At 71.7% G+C, this 21,914-nt stretch carries 17 protein-coding genes; 10 read left to right on the top strand and 7 right to left on the bottom strand.

The genetic code is table 11. The features are described 5' to 3' along the window. Positions 1-289 precede the first annotated feature (289 nt). The 3 genes from AB0B58_RS17380 to AB0B58_RS17370 form a co-directional block, all read right to left on the bottom strand. A complete protein-coding gene (locus AB0B58_RS17380) occupies positions 290-727 on the bottom strand; it encodes a hypothetical protein (RefSeq protein WP_360224394.1) in 438 nt (145 codons plus the stop codon). A gap of 107 nt (positions 728-834) precedes the next feature. Further along, positions 835-1,806, bottom strand: coding sequence for a pirin family protein (locus AB0B58_RS17375; RefSeq protein ID WP_360224392.1), 972 nt, complete (start codon positions 1,804-1,806; stop codon positions 835-837). A gap of 10 nt (positions 1,807-1,816) precedes the next feature. After that, positions 1,817-3,196: an acyltransferase gene (locus AB0B58_RS17370; RefSeq protein ID WP_360224390.1), complete on the bottom strand. Its 1,380-nt coding sequence runs from the start codon at positions 3,194-3,196 to the stop codon at positions 1,817-1,819. 130 nt (positions 3,197-3,326) lie between these two features. Here AB0B58_RS17370 and AB0B58_RS17365 point away from each other — a divergent pair, with 130 nt between their 5' ends. Continuing rightward, positions 3,327-4,280 (top strand): hypothetical protein, encoded by a 954-nt coding sequence (locus tag AB0B58_RS17365; RefSeq protein ID WP_360224388.1) that lies wholly within the window; start codon positions 3,327-3,329, stop codon positions 4,278-4,280. A 6-nt stretch (positions 4,281-4,286) separates the two neighbouring features. Here AB0B58_RS17365 and AB0B58_RS17360 read toward each other — a convergent pair whose 3' ends face one another. Next, positions 4,287-4,697 carry a TIGR03618 family F420-dependent PPOX class oxidoreductase gene (locus tag AB0B58_RS17360; RefSeq protein ID WP_360224386.1) on the bottom strand — a complete coding sequence of 137 codons (411 nt, stop codon included), beginning with the start codon at positions 4,695-4,697 and terminating at the stop codon, positions 4,287-4,289. A gap of 16 nt (positions 4,698-4,713) precedes the next feature. Continuing rightward, positions 4,714-6,144 carry a DUF2252 domain-containing protein gene (locus tag AB0B58_RS17355; RefSeq protein ID WP_360224384.1) on the bottom strand — a complete coding sequence of 477 codons (1,431 nt, stop codon included), beginning with the start codon at positions 6,142-6,144 and terminating at the stop codon, positions 4,714-4,716. A 194-nt stretch (positions 6,145-6,338) separates the two neighbouring features. Between AB0B58_RS17355 and AB0B58_RS17350 the strand changes: the two genes are divergently transcribed. The 7 genes from AB0B58_RS17350 to mmsB all read left to right on the top strand — a co-directional run bounded on the left by AB0B58_RS17350 (position 6,339) and on the right by mmsB (position 15,440). After that, on the top strand, positions 6,339-7,352 hold the full coding sequence (locus tag AB0B58_RS17350; RefSeq protein ID WP_360224382.1) for a LacI family DNA-binding transcriptional regulator: 1,014 nt from the start codon (positions 6,339-6,341) through the stop codon (positions 7,350-7,352). Positions 7,353-7,518: 166 nt separating this feature from the next. Then, the gene (gene araB / locus AB0B58_RS17345; RefSeq protein WP_360224380.1) at positions 7,519-9,159 is read left to right on the top strand and encodes a ribulokinase; all 1,641 of its coding nucleotides are present in this window, start codon (positions 7,519-7,521) and stop codon (positions 9,157-9,159) included. Then, entirely contained in the window at positions 9,156-9,830 is a 675-nt protein-coding gene (locus AB0B58_RS17340; protein WP_360224378.1) for an L-ribulose-5-phosphate 4-epimerase, read from the top strand. The genes araB and AB0B58_RS17340 overlap by 4 nt, the downstream gene beginning before the upstream one ends. Beyond that, a complete protein-coding gene (gene araA, locus AB0B58_RS17335; RefSeq protein WP_360224376.1) occupies positions 9,827-11,317 on the top strand; it encodes an L-arabinose isomerase in 1,491 nt (496 codons plus the stop codon). Before AB0B58_RS17340 ends, araA begins: the two co-directional genes overlap by 4 nt. Positions 11,318-11,443: 126 nt before the next feature. Beyond that, the gene (gene chvE / locus AB0B58_RS17330; protein ID WP_360224374.1) at positions 11,444-12,571 is read left to right on the top strand and encodes a multiple monosaccharide ABC transporter substrate-binding protein; all 1,128 of its coding nucleotides are present in this window, start codon (positions 11,444-11,446) and stop codon (positions 12,569-12,571) included. A gap of 74 nt (positions 12,572-12,645) precedes the next feature. Continuing rightward, positions 12,646-14,178 (top strand): multiple monosaccharide ABC transporter ATP-binding protein, encoded by a 1,533-nt coding sequence (gene mmsA, locus AB0B58_RS17325; RefSeq protein ID WP_360224372.1) that lies wholly within the window; start codon positions 12,646-12,648, stop codon positions 14,176-14,178. Positions 14,179-14,183: 5 nt separating this feature from the next. Next, positions 14,184-15,440 carry a multiple monosaccharide ABC transporter permease gene (gene mmsB, locus AB0B58_RS17320; protein ID WP_360224370.1) on the top strand — a complete coding sequence of 419 codons (1,257 nt, stop codon included), beginning with the start codon at positions 14,184-14,186 and terminating at the stop codon, positions 15,438-15,440. Positions 15,441-15,498: 58 nt separating this feature from the next. Here mmsB and AB0B58_RS17315 read toward each other — a convergent pair whose 3' ends face one another. Both AB0B58_RS17315 and AB0B58_RS17310 read right to left on the bottom strand, forming a co-directional pair. Beyond that, entirely contained in the window at positions 15,499-16,770 is a 1,272-nt protein-coding gene (locus AB0B58_RS17315; protein WP_360224368.1) for a DUF1501 domain-containing protein, read from the bottom strand. Positions 16,771-16,775: 5 nt separating this feature from the next. Next, positions 16,776-18,320 carry a DUF1800 domain-containing protein gene (locus tag AB0B58_RS17310; protein WP_360224366.1) on the bottom strand — a complete coding sequence of 515 codons (1,545 nt, stop codon included), beginning with the start codon at positions 18,318-18,320 and terminating at the stop codon, positions 16,776-16,778. Positions 18,321-18,435: 115 nt separating this feature from the next. Between AB0B58_RS17310 and AB0B58_RS17305 the strand changes: the two genes are divergently transcribed. Both AB0B58_RS17305 and AB0B58_RS17300 read left to right on the top strand, forming a co-directional pair. Next, positions 18,436-19,482, top strand: a complete 1,047-nt coding sequence (locus tag AB0B58_RS17305) for an ROK family protein (protein ID WP_360224364.1) — start codon at positions 18,436-18,438, stop codon at positions 19,480-19,482. Between the two features lie 448 nt (positions 19,483-19,930). Then, positions 19,931-21,886 carry a PPC domain-containing protein gene (locus AB0B58_RS17300; protein ID WP_360224362.1) on the top strand — a complete coding sequence of 652 codons (1,956 nt, stop codon included), beginning with the start codon at positions 19,931-19,933 and terminating at the stop codon, positions 21,884-21,886. The last annotated feature ends 28 nt before the right edge of the window (positions 21,887-21,914 follow it).

The following is a 21,914-nucleotide window of genomic DNA, read 5'->3' as shown; positions in this document are numbered from 1 at the left end:
GGTCCGACGATGTACCGGCCCGCGGCATGTCGGTCGGCCGCGGCGACCGGCCCGTGCAGTGACCGATACACGACACCTCGGCGCCGTGCGCGCCACCCTCCGGACGGCCGCCTCCGGACGGCCGCGCACCGCTCGGCTCCCCGGACCGTGTCCACCCTGAACTCCCCGGCCGGCGGCCACCGCGCCCCCCGTCGTAGGCCGCCATCAGCCGGGGCACAGAAACGGCGGCGGGTGCACCCGCCGCCGTTTCGACCTCTTCCCGGGCCGGGGTGCCGGCGCGTGGCTCCCGTCAGAGCCGGCCGTCCTTCGTGAACGGTCCGACGGTCGCCGGCAGGACCAGGCCGGCGTCCACCAGCGCGTGCAGCAGCCGGCCGAGCTCGGTCCGGCTCAGCGCGCCGTCCGGCCCGGGCTCCCGGTGCGGCACGTCGAGCGCCTGGGCCGCCTCGACGGCCCGCACGCTGATGGCGGCCTCGACCGCCCACAGCCGGTGTGCCCGCATCGCGATGTGCGCGGAGCGGGTCAGCTCGTCGTGCAGCCGCAGCAGCCGGCGCAGGTCGGCCGCGAGCTTCTCGATGGGCAGGCCGATCGGCACGGGCTCGCGGTCGGCGTTGTCCGGCCAGACCCGGGCGAGCACGGCACACCACCGGGGTGCGTAGACGACCACGGCGCCGATCAGGGTCGGTGTGACGGTGATGAGGGCGAGTTTCCCCACGTCGAGCAGGCTCATGGTGCACTCCTTCAGCCCGCGTGCATGGCTGTCACTCTGACGATCCGCCCGCCCGCGACCACCGTCAAGCCACGTTTGTGTGACTCACCGATGCGGATCTTCCCAGCTCAGCGGGTGCGGCCCCGGGCGACCAGCCGGGTCGTCGGCATCGGCGGCGCCGGGATGTCGGGTCCGTCGTAGCCCAGCACCCGTCCGAACCGGCCACCGTCCGACCGGGCCTCCCACGCCTCCCGCGCCGCGACGATCTCGTCGTGGTCGCGGCCGACGAAGTTCCACCACATGACGATCCGCTCGTCGAACGGCTCACCGCCGATCAGCAGCAGCCGGGTCCGCGGACCAGCGTCGAGCCGGAGCCGTGAGCGCCCGGCGCCGAGATAGAGCAACGGCCCGGGCGTGACGCTCGCGCCCTCGACGGTGGCGGCCCCGTCGAGGACCAGCACCGCGTGCTCGAAGTCCGGCCGCAGCGGCAGCGTCGCGCCGCCGCCCGCGGCCAGCGTGACCTCGGCACCCACGAGCGGCGTGTGGCACGCGGCGGGCGAGAGCTCACCGGCCAGCTCACCCATGAGGACGGTGGCGGACAGGTCGCCGACGGCGACCACCGGCAGATCCGGGTGATGGGCGAACGAGGGCGGCACGTCGCGGGCGGCGCCGGGCAGGGCGACCCACAGCTGCACCCCCTGCAGCACCCCGCTGTGCGCGGCGGGAGTCTGCTCGGAGTGGGAGATGCCGCGCCCCGCGGTCATGAGGTTGAGCTGACCCGGCCGGATCTCCTGGAGGCTGCCGAGGCTGTCCCGGTGCAGGACCTCGCCGGCGACGAGCCAGCTGACGGTCTGCAGCCCGATGTGCGGGTGCGGCCCGACCCGCATCCCCGCCGAGCCGGCTAGCGCGTGCGGCCCGTACGCGTCGAGGAAGCACCACGCGCCGACCATCCGCCGATGCTTGTTGGGCAGGGTCCGGGTGACCTCGAACCCGCGGGGTCCGCCGAGCGCGACGGGCGCGCCCTCCAGCAACTCCGTCCCGTCCGGCGACGGCGGAACCACCGCGCGGCCGACCTCGGGATCCGCTTCCAGACAGCTCACCCGTCGAAAGCTACCGCCGCCCTCCGACGATTTCACCGTTTGCGGCGGCTTCCGGCCGGCGTGGGCTGCTCAGCGGCGCCGCTCGCAGCAGCCCCGCGCCCAGGGCGACCAGCGCGACCGCGACGGGGGCCGTGACCGGCACGACCAGCAGCGTCGCCGTGCGCCCCTCGAGCAGGCCGCCGAAGCCGACCGCCGAGACACCGAGCACCCCGAGCGTGCACAGCGCCGCACCGGCCGCCGCCCGCGGGCCCGGCCCGGCCGTGATCACCGTCGGCCGGGCCGCGTCGAAACGCCGGAAGGTGAGCACCAGCACGGCCGTGACCAGGGCGGCCGCGCCGATCCACAGCGGCCGCGTGGCCCACCAGCCGGCCGAGCCCGGCGCTCCCGCCGAGAGGCCGCCGAGCGTCACCAGCACCACGAACGCCGCGCTCAGGTGCCACAGGAAGGCCGTCATCGCGAGGCCGTTGGCCGCCACGACCGCCCGCCAGACCCGGGCCCGCCGCAGCAGGCGCGTGGCCGGCTCCCGCAGCAGCAGCACCAGGCCGACGAGCCACACCGCGTGCGCCGCCAGGGCGGCCGTCGGCGGGGACATGTTGGAGATCGCCTCGCCGGGCACCCCGACCATCGACACCGGGTACGGGCCGGCGGAGGTGAGCAGGACTACGGCGGTCAGCCCGCCACCGGCCAGCAGCAGGCCGAGCCGCCTGCCGCCGCGCTGGAGGGTGCCGTCCGCGTACAGGAAGCCGAGCTGGTGCACGCCGGCCCAGACGATCAGCAGGTTGAGCATCGCCACCCGCGGGTGCCCGTGGAAGCGCAGCACGTCCACGACCACGGCCGCCGCCAACAGCGCCGCCGGGACCGCGGCGCCGAAGCGGCGGTGCAGGCGCCACATCGCCGGGGCCAGGGCCACCAGGCCCAGGTAGACGCCGAGGAACCACAGCGGCTGCACCACCGTGCGCAGGGCGACCCGGACCAGGCCGTGGTCCTGGCCGGCCAGCGCCGCGCCCAGCGCCAGCGCCAGCCAGATCGCGACGAAGACCGCCGTCGGCCGCAGCAGCCGGGCCGTGCGGGAGCGGGCGAAGTCCGCGTAGCCGCCGCCGCGCCGGGCGATCGACGTCAGCGCCGTCGCGTGAGCGAAGCCGCCGACCAGGAAGAACACCGGCATCACCTGGAGCAGCCAGGTCGCCGGCGCGAGCGCGGGCACCAGGGCGAGCACGTTTGTCACCCGGGCGGTGCCGCCGGCGTCGGTCACGGGCACGGCCATCAGCCAGTGCCCGGCGATCACGACGCCGAGGGAGACCACCCGCAGGAGGTCGACGTAGCGGTCACGGCCGGCCGGCGTCGCGGCGGCCAGGGCGGCCGCGGGGCCGCGCATGGTGGCGGGGGTCATGCACACAGACCTTTCCCGAGGCCGGGCCGGTCCGGATGGGGCCGCGTACTCAATCGTGGCTGGGTGTGAGCGCTGAAGATGTCGGCGGCCCGCAGTACCGTGGCCCTCTGCCCGCAGACAGGAGGTCGATGTGCGCCCTTCGCTGCGTCGCGCGCTCGCGGTCCTGGCCGTCGCGGCCCTCGCCGGCTGCGGTGGCGACGGCCCCGAGACCGCACCGACGGCGTCCGCGTCCGCCCCGCGCGGCGGCTCGGCGGGACCCGGCGCCACGTCGCCGCCACCACCGGCCGGCGGGCCGGCGAAGCCGAGGGAGCTGCCGCTCGGCGGCACCAGGATCTTTCCCGCGTACCGCGTCGTGGCCTACTACGGCACGGCCGGCAACGCCGCGCTCGGCGTGCTCGGCGAGGGCGGACCCGACAAGGTGCTGCCGAGGCTGCGCGCCGCCGCCAAGCCGTTCGCCGGCGGCCGCAAGGTCCAGGTGGCCTACGAGTTGATCGCCAGCGTCGCCCAGGCCCGGCCGGGTGCGGACGGCGACTACAGCCAGATGATCGAGCTCGGCAGGATCCAGCACTACGTGGACCAGGCGCGCCGCAACAAGGTGCTGGTCATCCTCGACCTGCAGCCCGGGCGGGGCGACTTCCTGCCGCAGGCCCGGCAGCTCGAGCGGTTCCTGGTGCAGCCGCACGTCGGCCTCGCGCTGGACCCGGAGTGGCGGATGCCCAGCGGCAAGGTGCCCGGCAGGACCATCGGCCATGTCGGCGCGGCCGAGGTCAACCGGGTGTCCGACTACGTGTCCGGCCTGGTCGCGCGCCACAGACTGCCCGAGAAGCTGTTCGTGCTGCACCAGTTCCGGGCCTCGATGCTGCCCGACGTCCCGAAGATCCGGCAGCGGCCGGGGCTGGCGATGGTCCAGCACGTGGACGGCTTCGGCACCCGCTCGGAGAAGGACGCCACCTGGGACCGGCTGCGCCGCCCGCGGCAGTTCCATCTCGGCTACAAGCTCTTCTACGACGAGGACGTGCGGCGGTACGCCCCGGCCGACCTGCTCAGGTTCTCCGACGTGCCGGAGCTGATCTCCTACCAGTGAGCGGCGCTACCGCGGCGCGCCGAGGCTCACCGACCCGAGCACCCTGGTGATGGTCACCTCGATGGCGACCCGCTCCGGGTTGGGGCGCGGCTGCCGGTAGCGCACGGCGTACCGGCGGACGGCCTCGGCCACCGACTCCGGGTCGTCGCGGACCACGGCCTTGCCCTCGATCGTGCTCCAGCGTGGACCGTCCACCTGGCAGACCGCCACCCGGTCGCCGCCCGCGAGGACGTGACGGACCTTCGCCGAGCCGCGGAACGCGATGATCCGCAGCAGCCCGGCCTCCGGGTCGACGGTGGCGCCGACCGGCACGACGTGCGGCGAACCGTCGGCGCGCAGCGTGGTGAGCGTGCAGAGGTGCCGCTCGGTCCAGAAGTCCAGGACCGGCTGCGCCGAAAGCGACAGACGACCGCTCATGTCCCTACCTCCCCGTTCATGCGGGCTCCGCCGGTAGGACGCCCCGGCGCACCGCGTCCAGCAGGCATTGATGGTCGCTCTCGACCTGGTCCGCGTACGCGTGGGCGAACCGGGCGAGCATGTCGTCGAGCTTGTCGCTGCTTCCGATGTAGCCCGCGATCATCGACGCGCCGCTGGTCCGGGCGTGGCTCTTGGCGAGCAGGTACCCGCAGATGCCGGCGTAGTCGCCGAGCGCGGCCGCGTTGATGCCCTCGACGAGGATCGCGCCCTTCATGTCGCGGAACTGTCGCACGTAGAACTGCAGGTCGCCGATGGTGGCCCAGCCCAGCAGCGGGTCGCTGACCGTCTGCAGCTCCTGCTGGTACTCGACCACCCGCTGGCCCTGGTGGCGGTGCCACGCCGCGTCGCCGTGCAGGTGCTTGGCGATCACCGACCGGCGGGCCTGCTTGAGCTGCAGGAACACCACGTCGTCCGGGCTGCTGCCCTCGCACAGCGCCACGTAGGCCCGCAGCCCGACCGAGCCGACCCCGACCACCTTGTGCGCGATGTCGACGATCCGGTAGCCGCCCAGGATGCGCGCCCAGTGCGGCGGCAGCGTGTTCAGGTAGCCGTCGAGCGCCGCCGCGAGGTGTTCGTACTCCCGGTCGCTCGGCCGGGTGATCAGCGGCGGTTCCTGCACCAGCCGGGCCGTGCCGTCGCGCTGCTCGGTGAAGCGGGGCAGCGCCCGGTCGCTGGTGCGGCGCCGGGCCCGGCGGGCGGCCCGTTCGATCTCCTCGCGGAACCCGGCCTTGGTGGCCGCCCTGCGCAGGTCGTCCACGTCGAGGGCGGCGAACGAGCGGGCCAGCAGCGGCTGCTCGGCGAGGTGGCCGATCTGGTCGCGGTACTCCGCGACGCAGTGCCGCACCGCGTCGGCGCAGGCGTGCTCGCGGAAGCCGTTCTGCCGCCCGGCGACCCAGACGCTGGTGACGAGCCGGCGCAGGTCCCACTCCCAGGCGCCGGGGTGTGCCTCGTCGAAGTCGTTGAGGTCGAAGACGAGCTCGCGCTCGGGGGATGCGTAGAAGCCGAAGTTGCCGAGGTGGGCGTCGCCGCAGATCACCGGCGTGATCCCGGTGTGCGGCAGGCTGGCGAAGTCGTCGGCCATGATGTTCGCCGAGCCGCGCAGGAACGCGTAGGGCGACGCGATCATGCGGCCGACGCGCACCGGGATCAGCCGGGGCAGCCGGCCCTCGTGGGCGTCGACGAGCTGCTGGATGGGGTCGGCCCGGTCCGGGGCGGGTTTCCAGTCGGCCAGGTTGGTGCGAGGCGAGCGCTCGCGCAGGGAGCGGCCGAGCTCGTAGCGCGCGGCGCGCGGGCGGGCCACGGTGCGCAGCGAGGCGAAGCCGTCGTCGCGGCCGCTGCCGAGCACGCCGCCGCCGTCGTTCGGCGGGAAAACCGGGGCTGCGTCCATCTCCGCCGAGCCTACGGGGCGGCGCGAGCAGGGGGAACGGGCGGGTTGACGGCAATCTTGTTATCGCTAACACTTACCGTCGGGCCCAGAGTGCGGATCACCCGGGCGGCCGGTACCCGTCCGCCGAGCGCCGCGCGGCGCCGGTACGGTCACTCATCGGGTCGTGACGGCCCGCGACGGGGACAGGAGTGGCGATGGACGTCAAGGCAGCGCGCAGTCCCGCCATGACCGATGTCGCGCGGCTGGCCGGCGTCTCGCACCAGACCGTCTCGCGGGTGCTCAACGATCACCCCAATGTGCGCGAGCAGACCCGGCTGCGGGTCCGCGCGGCCATCGCGGAGCTGGGCTACCGCCCCAACCGCGCCGCCCGGGCGCTGGTCACCGGCCGCTCGCAGCTGATCGGGATCGTCGCGCAGAACAGCACCCTCTACGGTCCGGCCTCGCTGCTGGCCGCCTTCGAACAGGCTGCCGCCGAGGCCGGTTTCGCGGTCAGCGTCGGCAGCGTCGGGCGCCTGGACCGCGAGTCGATCGCCGGCGCGGTCGAGCGGCACCTGGATCAGCGGGTCGCCGGGCTGGTGGTGATCGCGCCCGTCAAGTCCGCCGACGACGCGCTCGAGGACATGCCCGTCGGGGTGCCGCTGGTGACGATCGACGGCGATCCGCAGCGTTCGCACACGCTCGTCACCGTCGATCAGGCCGCCGGGGCCCGGGCCGCCACCGAGCACCTGCTGGCCGCGGGTCACCGCACGGTCTGGCACATCTCCGGGCCCGTGGACTGGTACGACGCGGCCTGGCGCATCGAGGGCTGGCGCGGCGCGCTCGAGGACGCCGGCGCCGAGATCCCGCCGCTGGTGACCGCCGACTGGTCGGCCTCGTCCGGCTACGACGCCGGACGGATGCTGGCCCGGATGCCCGAGGTCACCGCCGTCTTCGCCGCCAACGACCACCAGGCGCTGGGCCTGCTGCGCGCCTTCAGCGAGCACGGCCGCCGGGTGCCGCAGGACGTCAGCGTCGTCGGCTTCGACGACGTGCCCGAGGCGGCGTACTTCATCCCGCCGCTGACCACCATCCGGCCGGACTTCGACGCGGTCGCGCAGGCGGGCCTGGATCTGCTGCTGGCGCAGCTCACCGACGAGGCCGCGCCGCCGAACCGGGTCGTCATCGCGCCCACCCTGGTGGAGCGGGCGAGCGTGGCCCCGCCCGGATAGCCCGGCGGCCCCGGCAAACGGTTTCGGCCAGGTTGCCCCGATGTAACCGCCAACCCGTTGACATCAGAAATGTTAGCGCTCACACTCGATCCCACGCCGCCCGGCACGCGCGCTGCCACCACGCGGGCGACATGCCGGATCCCCCCTTCGCGGAGGTACATCACTCATGCCCGTCGCACCGTCCGAGACCTGTGTGATCGGCGTCGACTTCGGCACGCTCTCCGGCCGGGCCGTCGTCGTCCGCGTCGCCGACGGCGCCGAGCTCGGCTCGGCCTCACACGACTACCCGCACGCCGTGCTCACCGACGCCCTGCCCGACGGCACCCCGCTCGGCCACGACTGGGCGCTGCAGGTTCCCGGCGACTACCTCGAGGTGCTGCGCGAGGCCGTGCCCGCCGCGGTGCGCGCCGCCGGCGTCGACCCGGCCCGGGTGGTCGGCATCGGCACCGACTTCACCGCGTGCACCATGATCCCGACGCTGGCCGACGGCACCCCGCTGAGCGAGCTCGAGGGCCTCACGAACCGGCCGCACGCGTACGTGAAGCTCTGGCGCCACCACGCCGCCCAGCCGCACGCCGACCGGATCAACCAGCTCGCCGCGAAGCGCGGCGAGTCCTGGCTGCCGCGGTACGGCGGCCTGATCTCCTCGGAGTGGGAGTTCGCCAAGGGCCTGCAGGTCCTCGAGGAGGACCCGGAGATCTACGACCGGATGGACCGCTGGGTCGAGGCCGCCGACTGGATCGTCTGGCAGCTCACCGGCGCGTACGTGCGTAACGCCTGCACGGCCGGGTACAAGGGCATCCGCCAGGACGGGCGCTACCCGGCGCGCGCCTTCCTGGCCGAGCTCAACCCCGCCTTCGCCGGCTTCGTCGCCGAGAAGCTGGACCAGCCGATCGGCGAGCTGGGCGACGCCGCGGGGACCCTGACGGCGCGGGCCGCCGCCTGGACGGGCCTGCCGGAGGGCATCGCCGTCGCGGTCGGCAACGTCGACGCGCACGTCACCTCCGCGGCCGCCCAGGCGCTCGAGCCCGGCCGGCTGGTGGCCATCATGGGCACCTCGACGTGCCACGTGGTAAACGGCGACACGGCCGTCGACGTGCCCGGGATGTGCGGGGTGGTGGACGGCGGCATCGTCGCCGGGCTGTGGGGCTATGAGGCCGGGCAGAGCGGGGTCGGCGACATCTTCGCCGCCTACCTGCGCCACCTCGCCCCCGAGTTCACCCACGAGCGGCTGACCGAGCTCGCGGCGCGGCAGCGGCCCGGCGAGCACGGGCTGATCGCGCTCGACTGGCACAGCGGCAACCGCTCGGTGCTCGTCGACCACGAGCTCTCCGGCCTGCTGATCGGCGAGACCCTCGCCACCCGGCCCGAGGACGTCTACCGGGCGCTGATCGAGGCGACCGCGTTCGGCACCCGCACGATCATCGAGACGTTCGGCCGGGCCGGCGTGCCGGTCGGTGAGTTCATCGCCGCCGGCGGGCTGGTGCGCAACGCGCTGCTGATGCAGATCTACGCCGACGTGCTCCGGATGCCGTTGTCGGTGATCGGCTCCGAGCAGGGTCCGGCGCTGGGCTCGGCCATCCACGCGGCCGCCGCCGCGGGCGCGTACCCGGACGTCCGCTCGGCCGCGGCGGCGATGGGCCGCAAGCAGACCGCGGTGTACCGGCCCGACCCGCGGGCCGCGGACGTCTACGACGAGCTGTTCGCGGAGTACACGAAGCTGCACGACCACTTCGGGCGCGGCGCCAACAAGGTCATGCGCAATCTGCGCGCCATCCAGCGCCGGTCGGGGGCGGGCACAGCATGATCCTGACGGACGCGATCAGGCAGATCCGCCGGCAGGTGGCCGACCTGCACGCCGAGCTTCCCCGCAACGAGCTGGTGGTCTGGACGGCCGGCAACGTCTCGGCCCGGGTGCCCGGCGCGGACCTGCTGGTCATCAAGCCCTCCGGGGTGCGCTACGACGAGATCACCGCGGACAACATGGTGGTCACGGATCTGGAGGGCAACCTGGTCGACGGCGAGCTGAGCCCGTCGTCGGACACCGCCGCACACGCGTACGTCTACAAACACCTGCCGCGCGTCGGCGGCGTCGTGCACACCCACTCCACGTACGCGACCGCCTGGTCGGCCCGAGGCGAGGCGATTCCGTGCGTGCTGACGATGATCGCCGACGAGTTCGGCGGCGAGATCCCGGTCGGCCCGTTCGCGCTGATCGGCGACGACTCGATCGGCCGCGGCATCGTCGAGACCCTCGAGGGGCACCGCTCGCCGGCCGTCCTCATGCGCAACCACGGCGTCTTCACGGTCGGCGCCACCGCGAAGGCCGCCGTCAAGGCCGCTGTCATGTGCGAGGACGTCGCCCGGACCGTGCACATCTCGCGTCAGCTCGGCGAGCCGGTGCGCATCGCGCAGCCGGATATCGACGCCCTCTACGACCGCTACCAGCACGCCTACGGACAGGAGTCCACCCGATGAAGCCCCAGATCTGGTTCCTCACCGGCAGCCAGCACCTCTACGGGCCCGAGACCCTGGACCAGGTCGCCTCGCAGTCGCAGCAGATCCAGCAGATCCTGACCTCCTCGGGCGTGATCTCGGCGGAGATCGTCAGCAAGCCGGTGCTCACCGACGCCGCGGCGATCCGCGCGGTCATGCTCGAGGCGAACGCCGACCCGGCCTGCCTCGGCATCATCGCCTGGATGCACACGTTCTCGCCGGCCAAGATGTGGATCACCGGGCTGGACGCGCTGCGCAAGCCGCTGCTGCACCTGCACACCCAGCTCAACCAGGCGCTGCCGTGGGCGTCCATCGACATGGACTTCATGAACCTCAACCAGGCCGCGCACGGCGACCGCGAGTTCGGCTACATACAGACCCGGATGGGTGTCGCCCGCAAGACCATTGCGGGGCACGCGGCCGACCCCGGCGTGGTGGCCCGCATCGACGGCTGGGCCCGGGCCGCGGCCGGCGTGCAGTGCCTGCGCGGCCTGCGGCTCGCGCGCTTCGGCGACAACATGCGCGACGTGGCGGTCACCGAGGGCGACAAGGTCGAGGCCGAGCTCCGCTTCGGCGTCTCCGTCAACACGTACGGGGTGAACGACCTGGTCGCGGTCGTCGACGCCGTGCCGGACGGCGAGGTCGACGCGCTGGTGGCGGAGTACGCGGACGCGTACGCGCTGGACCCGGCGCTGTCCCGCGGCGGCGACCGGCACTCCTCGCTGCGGTACGCGGCGCGCATCGAGGCCGGGCTGCGGCAGTTCCTCACCGCGGGGGGCTTCGGGGCGTTCACCACCAACTTCCAGGACCTCGGCGGCCTGCGCCAGCTTCCCGGCCTGGCCGTGCAGCGGCTGATGGCCGACGGCTACGGCTTCGGCGGCGAGGGCGACTGGAAGACGTCCGCCCTGCTCGCCGCCGTCAAGGCGATCGGCGCGGGCACCGGGCGCGGAACCTCCTTCATGGAGGACTACACATACCACTTCGGACCAGGCGAGCAGAAGATCCTCGGCGCGCACATGCTCGAGGTCTGCCCCAGCATCGCCGCCGACCGGCCGTCCTGCGAGATACACCCGCTGGGCATCGGCGGCCGCGGGGACCCGGTACGGCTGGTATTCGACGCCGCGCCCGGCGCGGGCGTGGTGATCGGCATGGTCGACCTGGGCGACCGTTTCCGGCTGGTCGCCAACACGATAGAGGTGACCGCGCCGGACGAGCCGCTGCCGCGGCTGCCCGTGGCCCGGGCCGTGTGGAGGCCGTCGCCGTCGCTGGCCACCTCCGCGGAGTCCTGGCTGACCGCCGGCGGGCCGCACCACACGGTGCTCACCCAGGGCGCCGGGGTGGAGTCGCTGCGCGATTTCGCCGCGATGCTGCAGACGGAGCTCCTGCTCATCGACGAGCGCACGGACACCTACGACTTCGCCGACCGGGTGCGCTGGAACCAGGCCTATTACCGACAGTTCGCAAGGTAGCCCGCAGAGCGGCGGAATGTAACGCACCGCTAACGACAGTGTTCAGGATTGTTTACTTCTGAGCGGACGTGCGGGAAAGTTCCCTCATCTCGTGCGTTCGCGACCCCCCATCGCAAGGAGAGAACGATGAAGTTGACCCGGCTCGCGTCGGTGGCCACGGCCATGACGCTCATGGCGGCCATGGCCGCCTGCGGTTCGAGTGAGAAGACGGCCGACAAGCAGGCCGCGGCCGGCGACAACAGCGGCGCGCTGGTCGGCGTCACCATGCCGACCCGCTCCTCCGAGCGTTGGATCGGCGACGGCGACAACCTCAAGAAGCAGCTCGAGGCCAAGGGCTACAAGGTCGACCTGCAGTACGCCGAGGACGACATCCCGACGCAGGTCAACCAGCTCGACAACCAGATCACCCGTGGCGCCAAGCTCCTGATCATCGCGTCCATCGACGGCACGGCGATCACGACGCAGCTGGAGAGCGCCAAGGAGAAGAACATCCCGGTCATCGCCTACGACCGGCTGATCCGCGACAGCCCGAACGTGGACTACTACGCCACCTTCGACAACTTCAAGGTCGGCGTGCAGCAGGCCACCTCGCTGCTGGTCGGCCTGAAGCTGCTCAAGGAGGACGGCTCGAAGGGCGACGCCAAGGGCCCGTTCAACGTCGAGCTGTTCGCCGGCTCGCCGGACGACAACAACGCCACCTTCTTCTTCAACGGCGCGATGTCGATCCTGCAGCCGTACATCGACGCCAAGACCCTGGTCGTCAAGAGCAACCAGACCGACTTCAAGACCGTCGCGATCCTGCGGTGGAAGCCCGAGGTCGCGCAGAAGCGCATGGAGGACCTGCTGACCTCCACGTACAAGGGCGGCGCCAAGGTCGACGGCGTGCTCTCGCCGTACGACGGCCTGTCCATCGGCATCCTGTCCGCGCTCAAGAGCAGCGGCTACGGCACCGCCGGCCAGCCCTACCCGGTCGTCACGGGTCAGGACGCCGAGGTTGCGTCGGTGAAGTCGATCATCGCGGGTGAGCAGTACGCGACCATCTACAAGGACACCCGCAAGCTCGCGGACACCACCGTGCAGATGGCCGACGCGGTCCTCAAGGGCCAGACGCCGCAGACGAACAACAACAAGGACTACGACAACGGCGTCAAGGTCGTTCCGTCCCAGCTGCTCGACTCGGTCATCATCTACAAGAGCAACTACAAGAAGGAGCTCGTCGACTCGGGCTACTACAAGGAGTCGGACCTCCAGTGATCCGAGCCGGTGCCCGTCGCCGCACGCCGGCGGCGGGCACCGGTCCCTTCGCGTGCCGACCCTGGGGGATGAGCATGAGCGACACCATCCTGCAGATGCAGGACATCACCAAGACGTTTCCCGGGGTCAAGGCGCTCCAGGACGTCAACCTCACCGTACGCCGCGGCGAGATCCACGCGATCTGCGGCGAGAACGGCGCCGGCAAGTCGACGCTGATGAAGGTCCTGTCCGGGGTCTACCCGCACGGCTCCTACGACGGGGAGATCACGTTCGAGGGCGAGGCCTGCCGTTTCTCGGGGATCCGGGACAGCGAGCACCGCGGCATCGTCATCATCCACCAGGAGCTGGCGCTGGCACCGCAGCTCTCCATCGCGGAGAACATCTTCCTCGGCAACGAGCAGGCCACCCGCGGCCTGATCGACTGGAACCGCACCAACCACGCCGCCGGCCAACTGCTGGAGCGGGTCGGCCTGCACGAGAACCCGGTCACGCCGATCATCGACCTCGGCGTCGGCAAGCAGCAGCTCGTCGAGATCGCCAAGGCGCTGTCCAAGGAGGTGCGCCTGCTCATCCTGGACGAGCCGACCGCGGCGCTCAACGACGAGGACTCGGCGCACCTGCTCGGCCTGCTGCGCGACCTGCGTGGCCACGGCATCACCTGCGTGATCATCTCGCACAAGCTCAACGAGGTCATGGCGATCGCCGACCGGGTGACGATCCTGCGGGACGGCCGCACGATCTCGACCCTGGACCTGGTGGAGGACGAGGTCACCGAGGACAAGATCATTTCCGGCATGGTCGGCCGGGACCTGGATCACCGCTTCCCGCCGCACGAGCCGAACATCGGCGAGGAGGTGCTGCGCATCGAGGACTGGACGGTGCGCAGCCCGACCCAGCACGGCCGCGTCATGGTCCGCAACGCCAATCTGAGCCTGCGCCGCGGCGAGATCGTGGGGCTGGCCGGGTTGATGGGTGCCGGCCGCACCGAGCTGGCGATGAGCGTGTTCGGCCGTGCGTACGGCACCGGGATCTCGGGCCGGATCTTCAAGGACGGCAGGGAGATCCGCCTGCGCTCGGTGCGCGACGCGATCAAACACGGCATCGCGTACGCGACCGAGGACCGCAAACGGTACGGCCTGAACCTCATCGAGGACATCAAGCGCAACATCTCCGCGGCGGCCCTCGGCAGGCTCGCGAATCGTGGCTGGGTGGTGGACGAGAACGAGGAGTTCAAGGTCGCCGGCGGCTTCCGGGAGAGCATGAACATCAAGGCTCCGAGCGTCCTGAGCATCACCGGCAAGCTCTCCGGTGGCAACCAGCAGAAGGTCGTCCTGTCTAAGTGGATCTTCACCAATCCGGACGTGCTGATCCTGGACGAGCCGACCCGCGGCATCGACGTCGGCGCCAAGTACGAGATCTACACGATCATCAACCGGCTCGCGGACGAGGGCAAGGCGGTGCTGGTCATCTCCTCGGAACTGCCCGAACTGCTCGGCATCTGCGACCGGATCTACACGCTGTCGGCGGGCCGGATCACCGGTGAGGTGCCCCGCGCCGAGGCCACCCAGGAAAGCCTGATGACGCTCATGACCAAGGGAACGGAGTAACCGCGATGTCTGTCGCACCCACCAACGCCGACCTCGCGGTGGACGAGACGCCGGCGGCGCCGGCCGGGCCGACGGGGGACTCGCCCCGCCGGTTCAACCTGAACCTGCGCCAGAGCGGCATCTACATCGCCTTCGCCGTGATCGTCCTGCTGTTCACCGTGCTCAGCGGCGGTGACCTGCTGGCGCCGCAGAACATCAGCAACATCATCGTGCAGAACTCGTACATCCTGATCCTCGCGATCGGGATGATCCTGATCATCATCGCCGGCCACATCGACCTGTCGGTCGGCTCGGTGGTCGGGCTCTGCGGCGCCGTCGCCGCGGTCCTGATGGTCAACCACGACGTGCCGTGGCCGCTGGCTCTGCTGATCACGCTGGTGGTCGGCGGCATCATCGGCGCGTGGCAGGGCTACTGGATCGCCTACTTCGGCATCCCGGCCTTCATCGTCACGCTCGCCGGCATGCTGCTGTTCAAGGCGCTGACGCTGATGGTGCTCGGCAACCGTGGCATCGGTCCGTTCCCGGACCCGGTGCGGACGATGTCGAACGGCTTCCTTGAGGGCTACCTGGGCAATATCGGTCTCGGCCCGCTGGGCGGGGCGGACCTGTTCAGTCTGCTCGTCGGCGTGATCGCGGTCGCCGGCATCGTCTTCACCCAGTGGCGCACCCGCTCGGGCCGCCTGCAGTACGGCCAGGCCGTCGACCCGATGCCGCTGTTCATCGGCAAGATCCTGCTGTCGTCGTTCCTGGTCATCGCCGTCGTGACGCAGCTGGCCAGGTACAAGAACCTGCCCTGGGTGCTGGTGCTGCTGGCCTTCCTGGTGCTCGGGTACTCGTTGCTGACCAACCGGGTGGTCTTCGGGCGGCAGATCTACGCGGTCGGCGGCAACCTGCAGGCGGCGACGCTGTCCGGCGTCAAGGTCAAGTCGGTGATCTTCTGGATCTTCGTGAACATGGGCGTCCTGGCGGCCCTGGCCGGCGTGATCTTCGCCGGCCGGTTGAACCAGGCGGGCCCGACCGCCGGCAACCAGTTCGAACTGGATGCGATCGCGGCGGCCTTCATCGGCGGCGCGGCGGTGCAGGGTGGTGTCGGCAAGGTCGTCGGCGCCATCACCGGCGGCCTGATCATGGGCGTGATCAACAATGGCATGTCGCTGATCGGCGCGCAGAGCGAGACGGTGATGTTCGTCAAGGGCGCGGTCCTGCTCGCGGCGGTGGCGTTCGACGTCTGGAGCAAGCGCCGCGCCGGCGCCTCCCGCTGACCTCGAAGCCCGGTGCGGCCGTCGGATCCGGCGAGCCGCACCGTGGCCACCGCCGGGCTCAACGGGCGGCGGCCAGCCCCAGCGATGCCGGTGCGACGTCCGGGAAGACGTTCTTCAGCGAACCGAGGCCGCAGCGCTTCTGCAGGATCTCACCGATCACCGCGCGGTAGTCGGTGGTCGCCGCGAGGTCGCCGGCGACGAGGGCGCCGGGGGACAGTCCCGGCCACTTGCCGTACACCGTGCCGCCCTTGATCCCGCCGCCCATCAGCAGCATCGCGTTGCCGTGCCCGTGGTCGACACCGCGGGACCCGTTCTCCGCCACCCGGCGGCCGAACTCGCTCACCGTCACCAGCGTCACGTTCGCCATCCCGGCCGGGCCGAGGTCGGCCGCGAACGCCGCCAGGGCGTTCGAGGTCTCGAGCAGGTTGTCGTACATGCGCTGGCCCTTGACCGCGGTGCCGAGGCCCTCGTGCATGTCCCAGTCGCCGCAGTCCACCGCGGCCACGGCGAGACCCGCCTTCGCCTTGATCATGCGGGCCACGTCGCGCAGCGCGGCACCCAGCGGCGTCGACGGGTACACGGCGCCGTTCGCGGGCGCGTACGCGGTGGCGCGCAGCCCGGCCGTCGCCGTCAGGGCGGAGTCCGCCGCCCGGGCCGGCGCCGCCAGCAGGGCGGGCGCGGACGCGTACATCTTGCGCAGGGACGCGGCCATCGGGCGCTTGGCGCTCTCGCCGGCCAGGACGAGGTCGTCGACCGCCGCCATCGAGATGTCGGCGGACGGGCCGCTGAAGAGCCGGGCGGGCATCGCGTTGCCGAGCGAGACGCCGGCGAGCGGGCCGGTCGCGCCGGTCATCCCGAGCATCCGGTCCAGCCAGCCGGTGCGCACCGACGAGCCGGCGGCCGCGCGCTCCATCTCCTCCATCGCCGCGAAGTGCGACCGGGTCGGGTTGGGCTGGCCGACCGCGTGCACGGCGGCCAGGTTGCCGTTCTTCCACATCGGCAGCAGCGGCGCCAGCGCCGGGTGCAGGCCGAACTTCGCGTCGCCGGCGATCGCCTGGCTCTTCGGCAGGGCGATCGACGGGCGGGCCTTGTAGTAGTCCGGGTCACCGATGGGCGCGATCGCCGACAGACCGTCGAATCCGCCGCGCAGCGACAGCACCACCAGAGTGTCACCGGTGTACCCGCCGGCGGCGAACGCCATCCGGGTCGACAGCCCCTCGCCGACGAGCCCGGCAAGGGCACCGGCCGCGCCGACGGCCAGGCCGCGGCCCAGTACCCCCCGGCGGGTCAGCAGTTTCCTGTTCTCGTCGCAGCACGCCTGTGCGGTCATGATGCTCACCTCAGCTGGAAAGAGGGCGAATCGAGGACGAGGGCGACCAGATAGGGCAGGCTCCCGGCCACCGACTTGTCTTTGCTGGTCAGAGGACTCGTCGGCAGCTTGTCGGCAACGCTTAGCACGGCGGCGACATGGTCGGCGGGCAGCGAGGTGCCGATCAGGCGCTTGGCCAGGGCGTCCACCAGGGCGCCGTACGTCGCGGGCAGGGTCGGCACGAGCGCCTTGAGCATGTCGGCGGGGCGGGTGAGCTGCTTGGGGTACCAGCCGGTCGCAAGGTTCAGGTGGCCGTTGCAGCGCATGACGAAACCGGACGGCGAGGCCCAGGCGGCGGCGACGTCGGGGTAGCCGTTCGGCGGGCTCCAGCGGAACGGCGCGTTCCCGGCGTCGACCAGGTTGTTGTAGAGCGCGTCGAGCGCCTTGATGCCCGAGGTCTCCGGGCCGAGGCCGAGCGCGCGGACCGTCGCGGCCAGGTCCTCGAACGGCGTACGGACCTTCTTCCCGATCGAGGCGGCGAACTCCGGCGAGGTGAACAGGGCCCGCAGCACCGGCACGATCGCGGTGTCGTTGTCCAGGTACACCTTCGCCAGCTTGGCGACCAGCGTCGCCGGGGCCTCGTCCGCGACGAAGCGGACGCACAGCTTGGTGGCGAGGCGCTCGGCGGTCGCCTTGTGCCGGGCCAGGTGGTCGACGAAGGCCAGCGCGGCCGCCTCGCCGCCCGCGGCGGTGGCGTTCGCGTGGCTGAAGCCGAGGATCTTCACGGCGCCGGTGGCGTGCTTGTCCGCCGCGTACGTGTAGGTGCCGTCCTTGGCGACGGTCAGCCCGGTGAGCAGCTTCGCCGCCGCCTGCACGTCCGCCTCGCTGTAGATCATGCCGACGGTGTGCAGCTCCATCAGCTCGCGGGCGTAGTTCTCGTTCGGCAGGGCCTTGGTCGACGACCGGTTGTCCAGGTACGTGAGCATCGCCGGGTGCCGGGCCGCGGCCTTGAGCATGTCGGCGTAGCGGCCGAACGCGTGCTTGCGGATCACCGACGCGTCGTAGTCGGGGCGGCTGTCCCACACGCCGCTGGACGGCGCGGCGATGTGCAGGTGGTTGGCCCAGAACGCGGCGTTGGTCTCGAACAGCTGCCGGTTGCTCCAGATGGCCCGGGCGATCGCGGCGCGGCCCAGCTGACCGAATCCCTCGTACGAGTGGACCTTGAGCTTGGCCCGGACGGTCGCGATGCCGGCGCCGGCCAGCGGGAGGCGGGTCAGCAGCGAGTCCAGCGCGGCGTCGCTGATCTTGGCGGGGGCGAGCTGACGGTCCAGCCAGCCGGCCGCACCGAGCTTCTTGATCTCGGCGAGGGACTCGGGCGTCGGCCCGAAGGTGGCCCGGCGCAGCAGGTGCGCGAGCGGGTCGTTGGAGACGAGATCGGCAGGCCCGGGGGTTGCGGCGGCGGCGGGCACGGCCAGCGCCGCGTCGAGGGCCAGGCCCCCGACGGCGGTCGCGGCCACGGCCACGGCACCACCGAGAACGGCGCGGCGGGTCGGCTCAGTCTTCGTCGTCATACCGGACCCTTCGGCCCGTTCCCGGCCCGCCAGCGCCCGTTCGGCCGTTGGCAACCCACCCGCAATCCGCCGGCACCCGTCGCCTACCGGCGCGCGCGGACGTACGCTCAGGCCTGTGGATCAGATCGATGTGGTGCGGACCCCGGCGTCCTGGGTAGTGGTTGGCCTCGACAACGGCGGCACCTGTAACAATGCGACCGTGCTGGACGCGACGGGCCAGTATCTCGTCGATCAGATGGTGGAGAGCCCCAGTCTGGTGACCGACGGCCCGAAGGCCGCGGTCGAGCAGCTCGCCGAGGCGTTCCACGGCATCCTCGCGATGACCAGCACGCCGATGACGCTGGTACGCGCGGTCGGCCTGGACACGCCGGGCCCGGCGAGCGCCGACGGGGTGATCTCCTCGAAGGGCTCGACGAACTTCTCCCAGCTCTCCTGGCACGGTTTCGACATCCGCGGTGCACTCGAGGCGCGCATCGGCCTGCCGGTGATCTACAACAACGACGCCAACGCGGCGGCGCTCTACGCACACCATCGGCATTTCGGCTCCGAGGCCCCGCTGCGGTCGTCCGTGGCGGCGATCGTCGGCACCGGCCTCGGCGGCGGCGTGGTGGAGGACGGCAAGGTCGTCGGCGGGGCGGTCGGCATGGCGGGCGAGCTGGGCCACGTGCAGATCCCGCTGCACGGCGTGCTGGAGGACGACCAGCCGGTGCCGCGGTGCAACTGCGGCTTCGAGGGCGACGTGGAGAGCATCGCGTCGCTGACCGGCATCACCAACAACCTGTTGCCGTACTGGCTGGGCAGGTTCCCCGACCACCCGCTGGCCAAGGAGTCGATCAAGAAGGCGGCGAAGCTGCTGCGCGGGTACGGGGAGCGGGAGGACCCGCTGGCGCTCGCGGTCTTCGGTCAGCAGGCGAGGGCGATCGGCAAGCTGTTCACGATCGCGGCGAACTTCACCGACCCGGCCGCGTACTTCCTCGGCGGCGGCGTGGTCGAGGCGGCACCGCACTTCCGGCAGTGGTTCCTGAACACGGTCCGCGAGCACACCCAGCTCCGCGCCGAGCAGCAGGCGGCGGCGACGTTCGCGCTGGTGCCGGACCTCGACATGGCCGGAGCCCGCGGCGCGGCGGTCGCCGCGCTCGCCCGGGTCCGCAGCATGATGTAGGGCGGGCCACGAGCCTGTAGCAGCCGCCACCGCGCGGCCCGGATCTTTCACCCGGGCCGCGCGTGAAAGCCGCACCATTTCCCGTTGGCGCAGATCCCGTGGAATTCGCGACGAATGCGCCTCCGCCTAGAATCGACGGCGATCGATTCTGCCGTCCAGGCTCCAAGATCCGCTTGTTCATCCGGCCGCGGCGCCCGGAGGCGCGCTGGCAGAGCCGGTTCGCTCCGTTGTCGGGTAATGGCCGTCCGGCATTCCCGATAGACATTTCACCAATTTGGACCGAATGGCGTCGCGGCGCCGCGGCCGCGGGCCCGTGACCGCATTTGTGGGTGCGCCCCTAACACCTGTGACAGGTCATCGACAGCCCTAGATATTGATCGACATCTTCAGTAGCGTCCCCAGTGCCGTCCGCGGCGGGGGGCCCGGACGCGCTGAAGGGGGATCACTGATGCGACGTAGCATCGCGACCGTCGGAGCCGTCGTGCTCGGACTCGTTGCGCTCACACCGGGCGCAGCACCGGCCGCTCCAATCCAGACCGATCCGGGGCTCAGCCCCGCCGACAAGGCGTCCGTCGACGCCGGACTTCCGGTGGCGGACAAGGCCGCACCGGGCGTCAAACCGGCCGGGCCGAACCCGTTCCTGGCCCTGCTGCCCGACGCGTCGAAGGCCGACTACAGCGGCTGGGCGAACTACCTGAAGAAGCAGGCGTCGGCGAAGGCCGCCGCCCGCCTGAAGGCCATCGCGGGCACGCCCGCGGCGGCCGCGAAGGCCGCCGCCGCCGCGGTGGCCGTCGACGAGGACGAGCCGGACGGCACGCGCGGCTCCAATGAGGACCCGGCGTCCGCCCAGCTGATCAAGGGCTTCGGCACCGGTGCCGCGCAGAACTCCGCGATCCGCATCCTGGGCTCGCTCGACCCCGAGTCGGTCACCCCGGTCACCCGGGCCGCGACTCCCGAGGACGACGGGTCCATCCCGCTCGCCGGTGACACCGGCATCGGCTCGGGCCGGGCCGCGATCGTCACCAACGCCGTGATCGGCGACGGCCCGCACGGCTCGGCCGGCACCGGCACCAACGACTTCGACTTCTACGAGCTGCAGGCGACCGCCGGTCAGGTCGTGAAGGTGCAGACCGCCACGCCGACCGGCGACCTGGACACCCTGGTCGCGATCTACACGCCGGACGGCACGATCGTCGCCTCCAACGACGACTCGGGCGGCGGCTTCGACAGCCTGCTGCAGTACAAGGTCCCGGCCTCCGGCACCTTCTACGCGATCGTCGCGGCCTACAGCGGCCTGCCCGCCGACCCGTTCGACCCGGCCAGCGGTGACGGCGGTGCGAGCGAGGGCCCCTACACGGTCACCATCTCGGCGGCCTCGGACGACAACGACTTCTTCGCCGTCAAGCTCAAGGCCGGCGACGTGCTCGGCGCCTCGGTGAAGGGCTCCCCGGCGTACCTGACGGTCTACGACACCACCCCGCGCGAGGTGCACGGCTCCGATCAGGACGCCAGCTTCATCTACCCGATGGACTCGCTGCTGCCCGGTGGCGGCAAGGCGGCCACCGACTACGTGGCCACCAAGGCCGGCTGGCACTACATCGGCGTCGCGCAGGGCAGCGGCTCCTACGACATCACCGTCGAGGCGTACCGCCCGGTCCTGCAGGGCGCGAAGCCCGTCCAGACGCTGTTCCTGGACTTCGACGGCGCCCGGGTCAACACGGGTGTCTTCGGCGGCACGGGCAACGTGCAGCTCAGCCCGTTCTCGGCGTTCCTCGCGCTGTGGGGCATCCCCCGCGCGCAGGAGGACGACGTGATCGACGCGGTCGTCGCGAGCGTCACCGAGAACCTCCGGCAGGACCTGATCGACAGCGGTCTCAACAGCCGGTTCAAGCTGAAGATCCTCAACAGCAAGGACCACGCGGACCCGTGGGGCCAGAAGAACGTCAGCCGCATCGTCATCGGCGGCACGATCGCCGAGTCCGGTGTCAGCACGATCGGCATCGCGCAGAGCATCGACCCGGGCAACTTCGAGACCGAGGAGACCGCCCTGGTCCTGCAGGACGTGCTCAGTGACCCGGCCGGCGGCCCGGCCTCGCTGAACACGTACCTGGGCGCCGGCAGCGACCGGATCGCCTTCGTCGGCCAGGCGGTCGGCAACGTGACCGCACACGAGGCGGGCCACTTCTTCGGCGACTGGCACACCGACAACTCCGACGAGACACCCAACCTGATGGACTCGGGCGGCGCCAACTTCGACGTGCTCTTCGGCGTCGGCCCGGACGGCGTCGGCGGCACCGCGGACGACCTCGACGTCGACTTCGGTGACAGCCGGTTCAGCCCGGCCGAGGGCTTCGTCGGCACGGAGGACACGCTGGGCCGGATCGTCTTCGGCGTCACCAGCTGACGTTTCGGCAGGCGAAAGGGCGTCCCGG

The organism is Actinoplanes sp. NPDC049118, from assembly GCF_040648555.1.
Classification (GTDB): domain Bacteria; phylum Actinomycetota; class Actinomycetes; order Mycobacteriales; family Micromonosporaceae; genus Actinoplanes.
The sequence above is the reverse complement of the archived record's forward strand: the minus strand, read 5'-3'. Positions and strand labels throughout refer to the sequence as shown.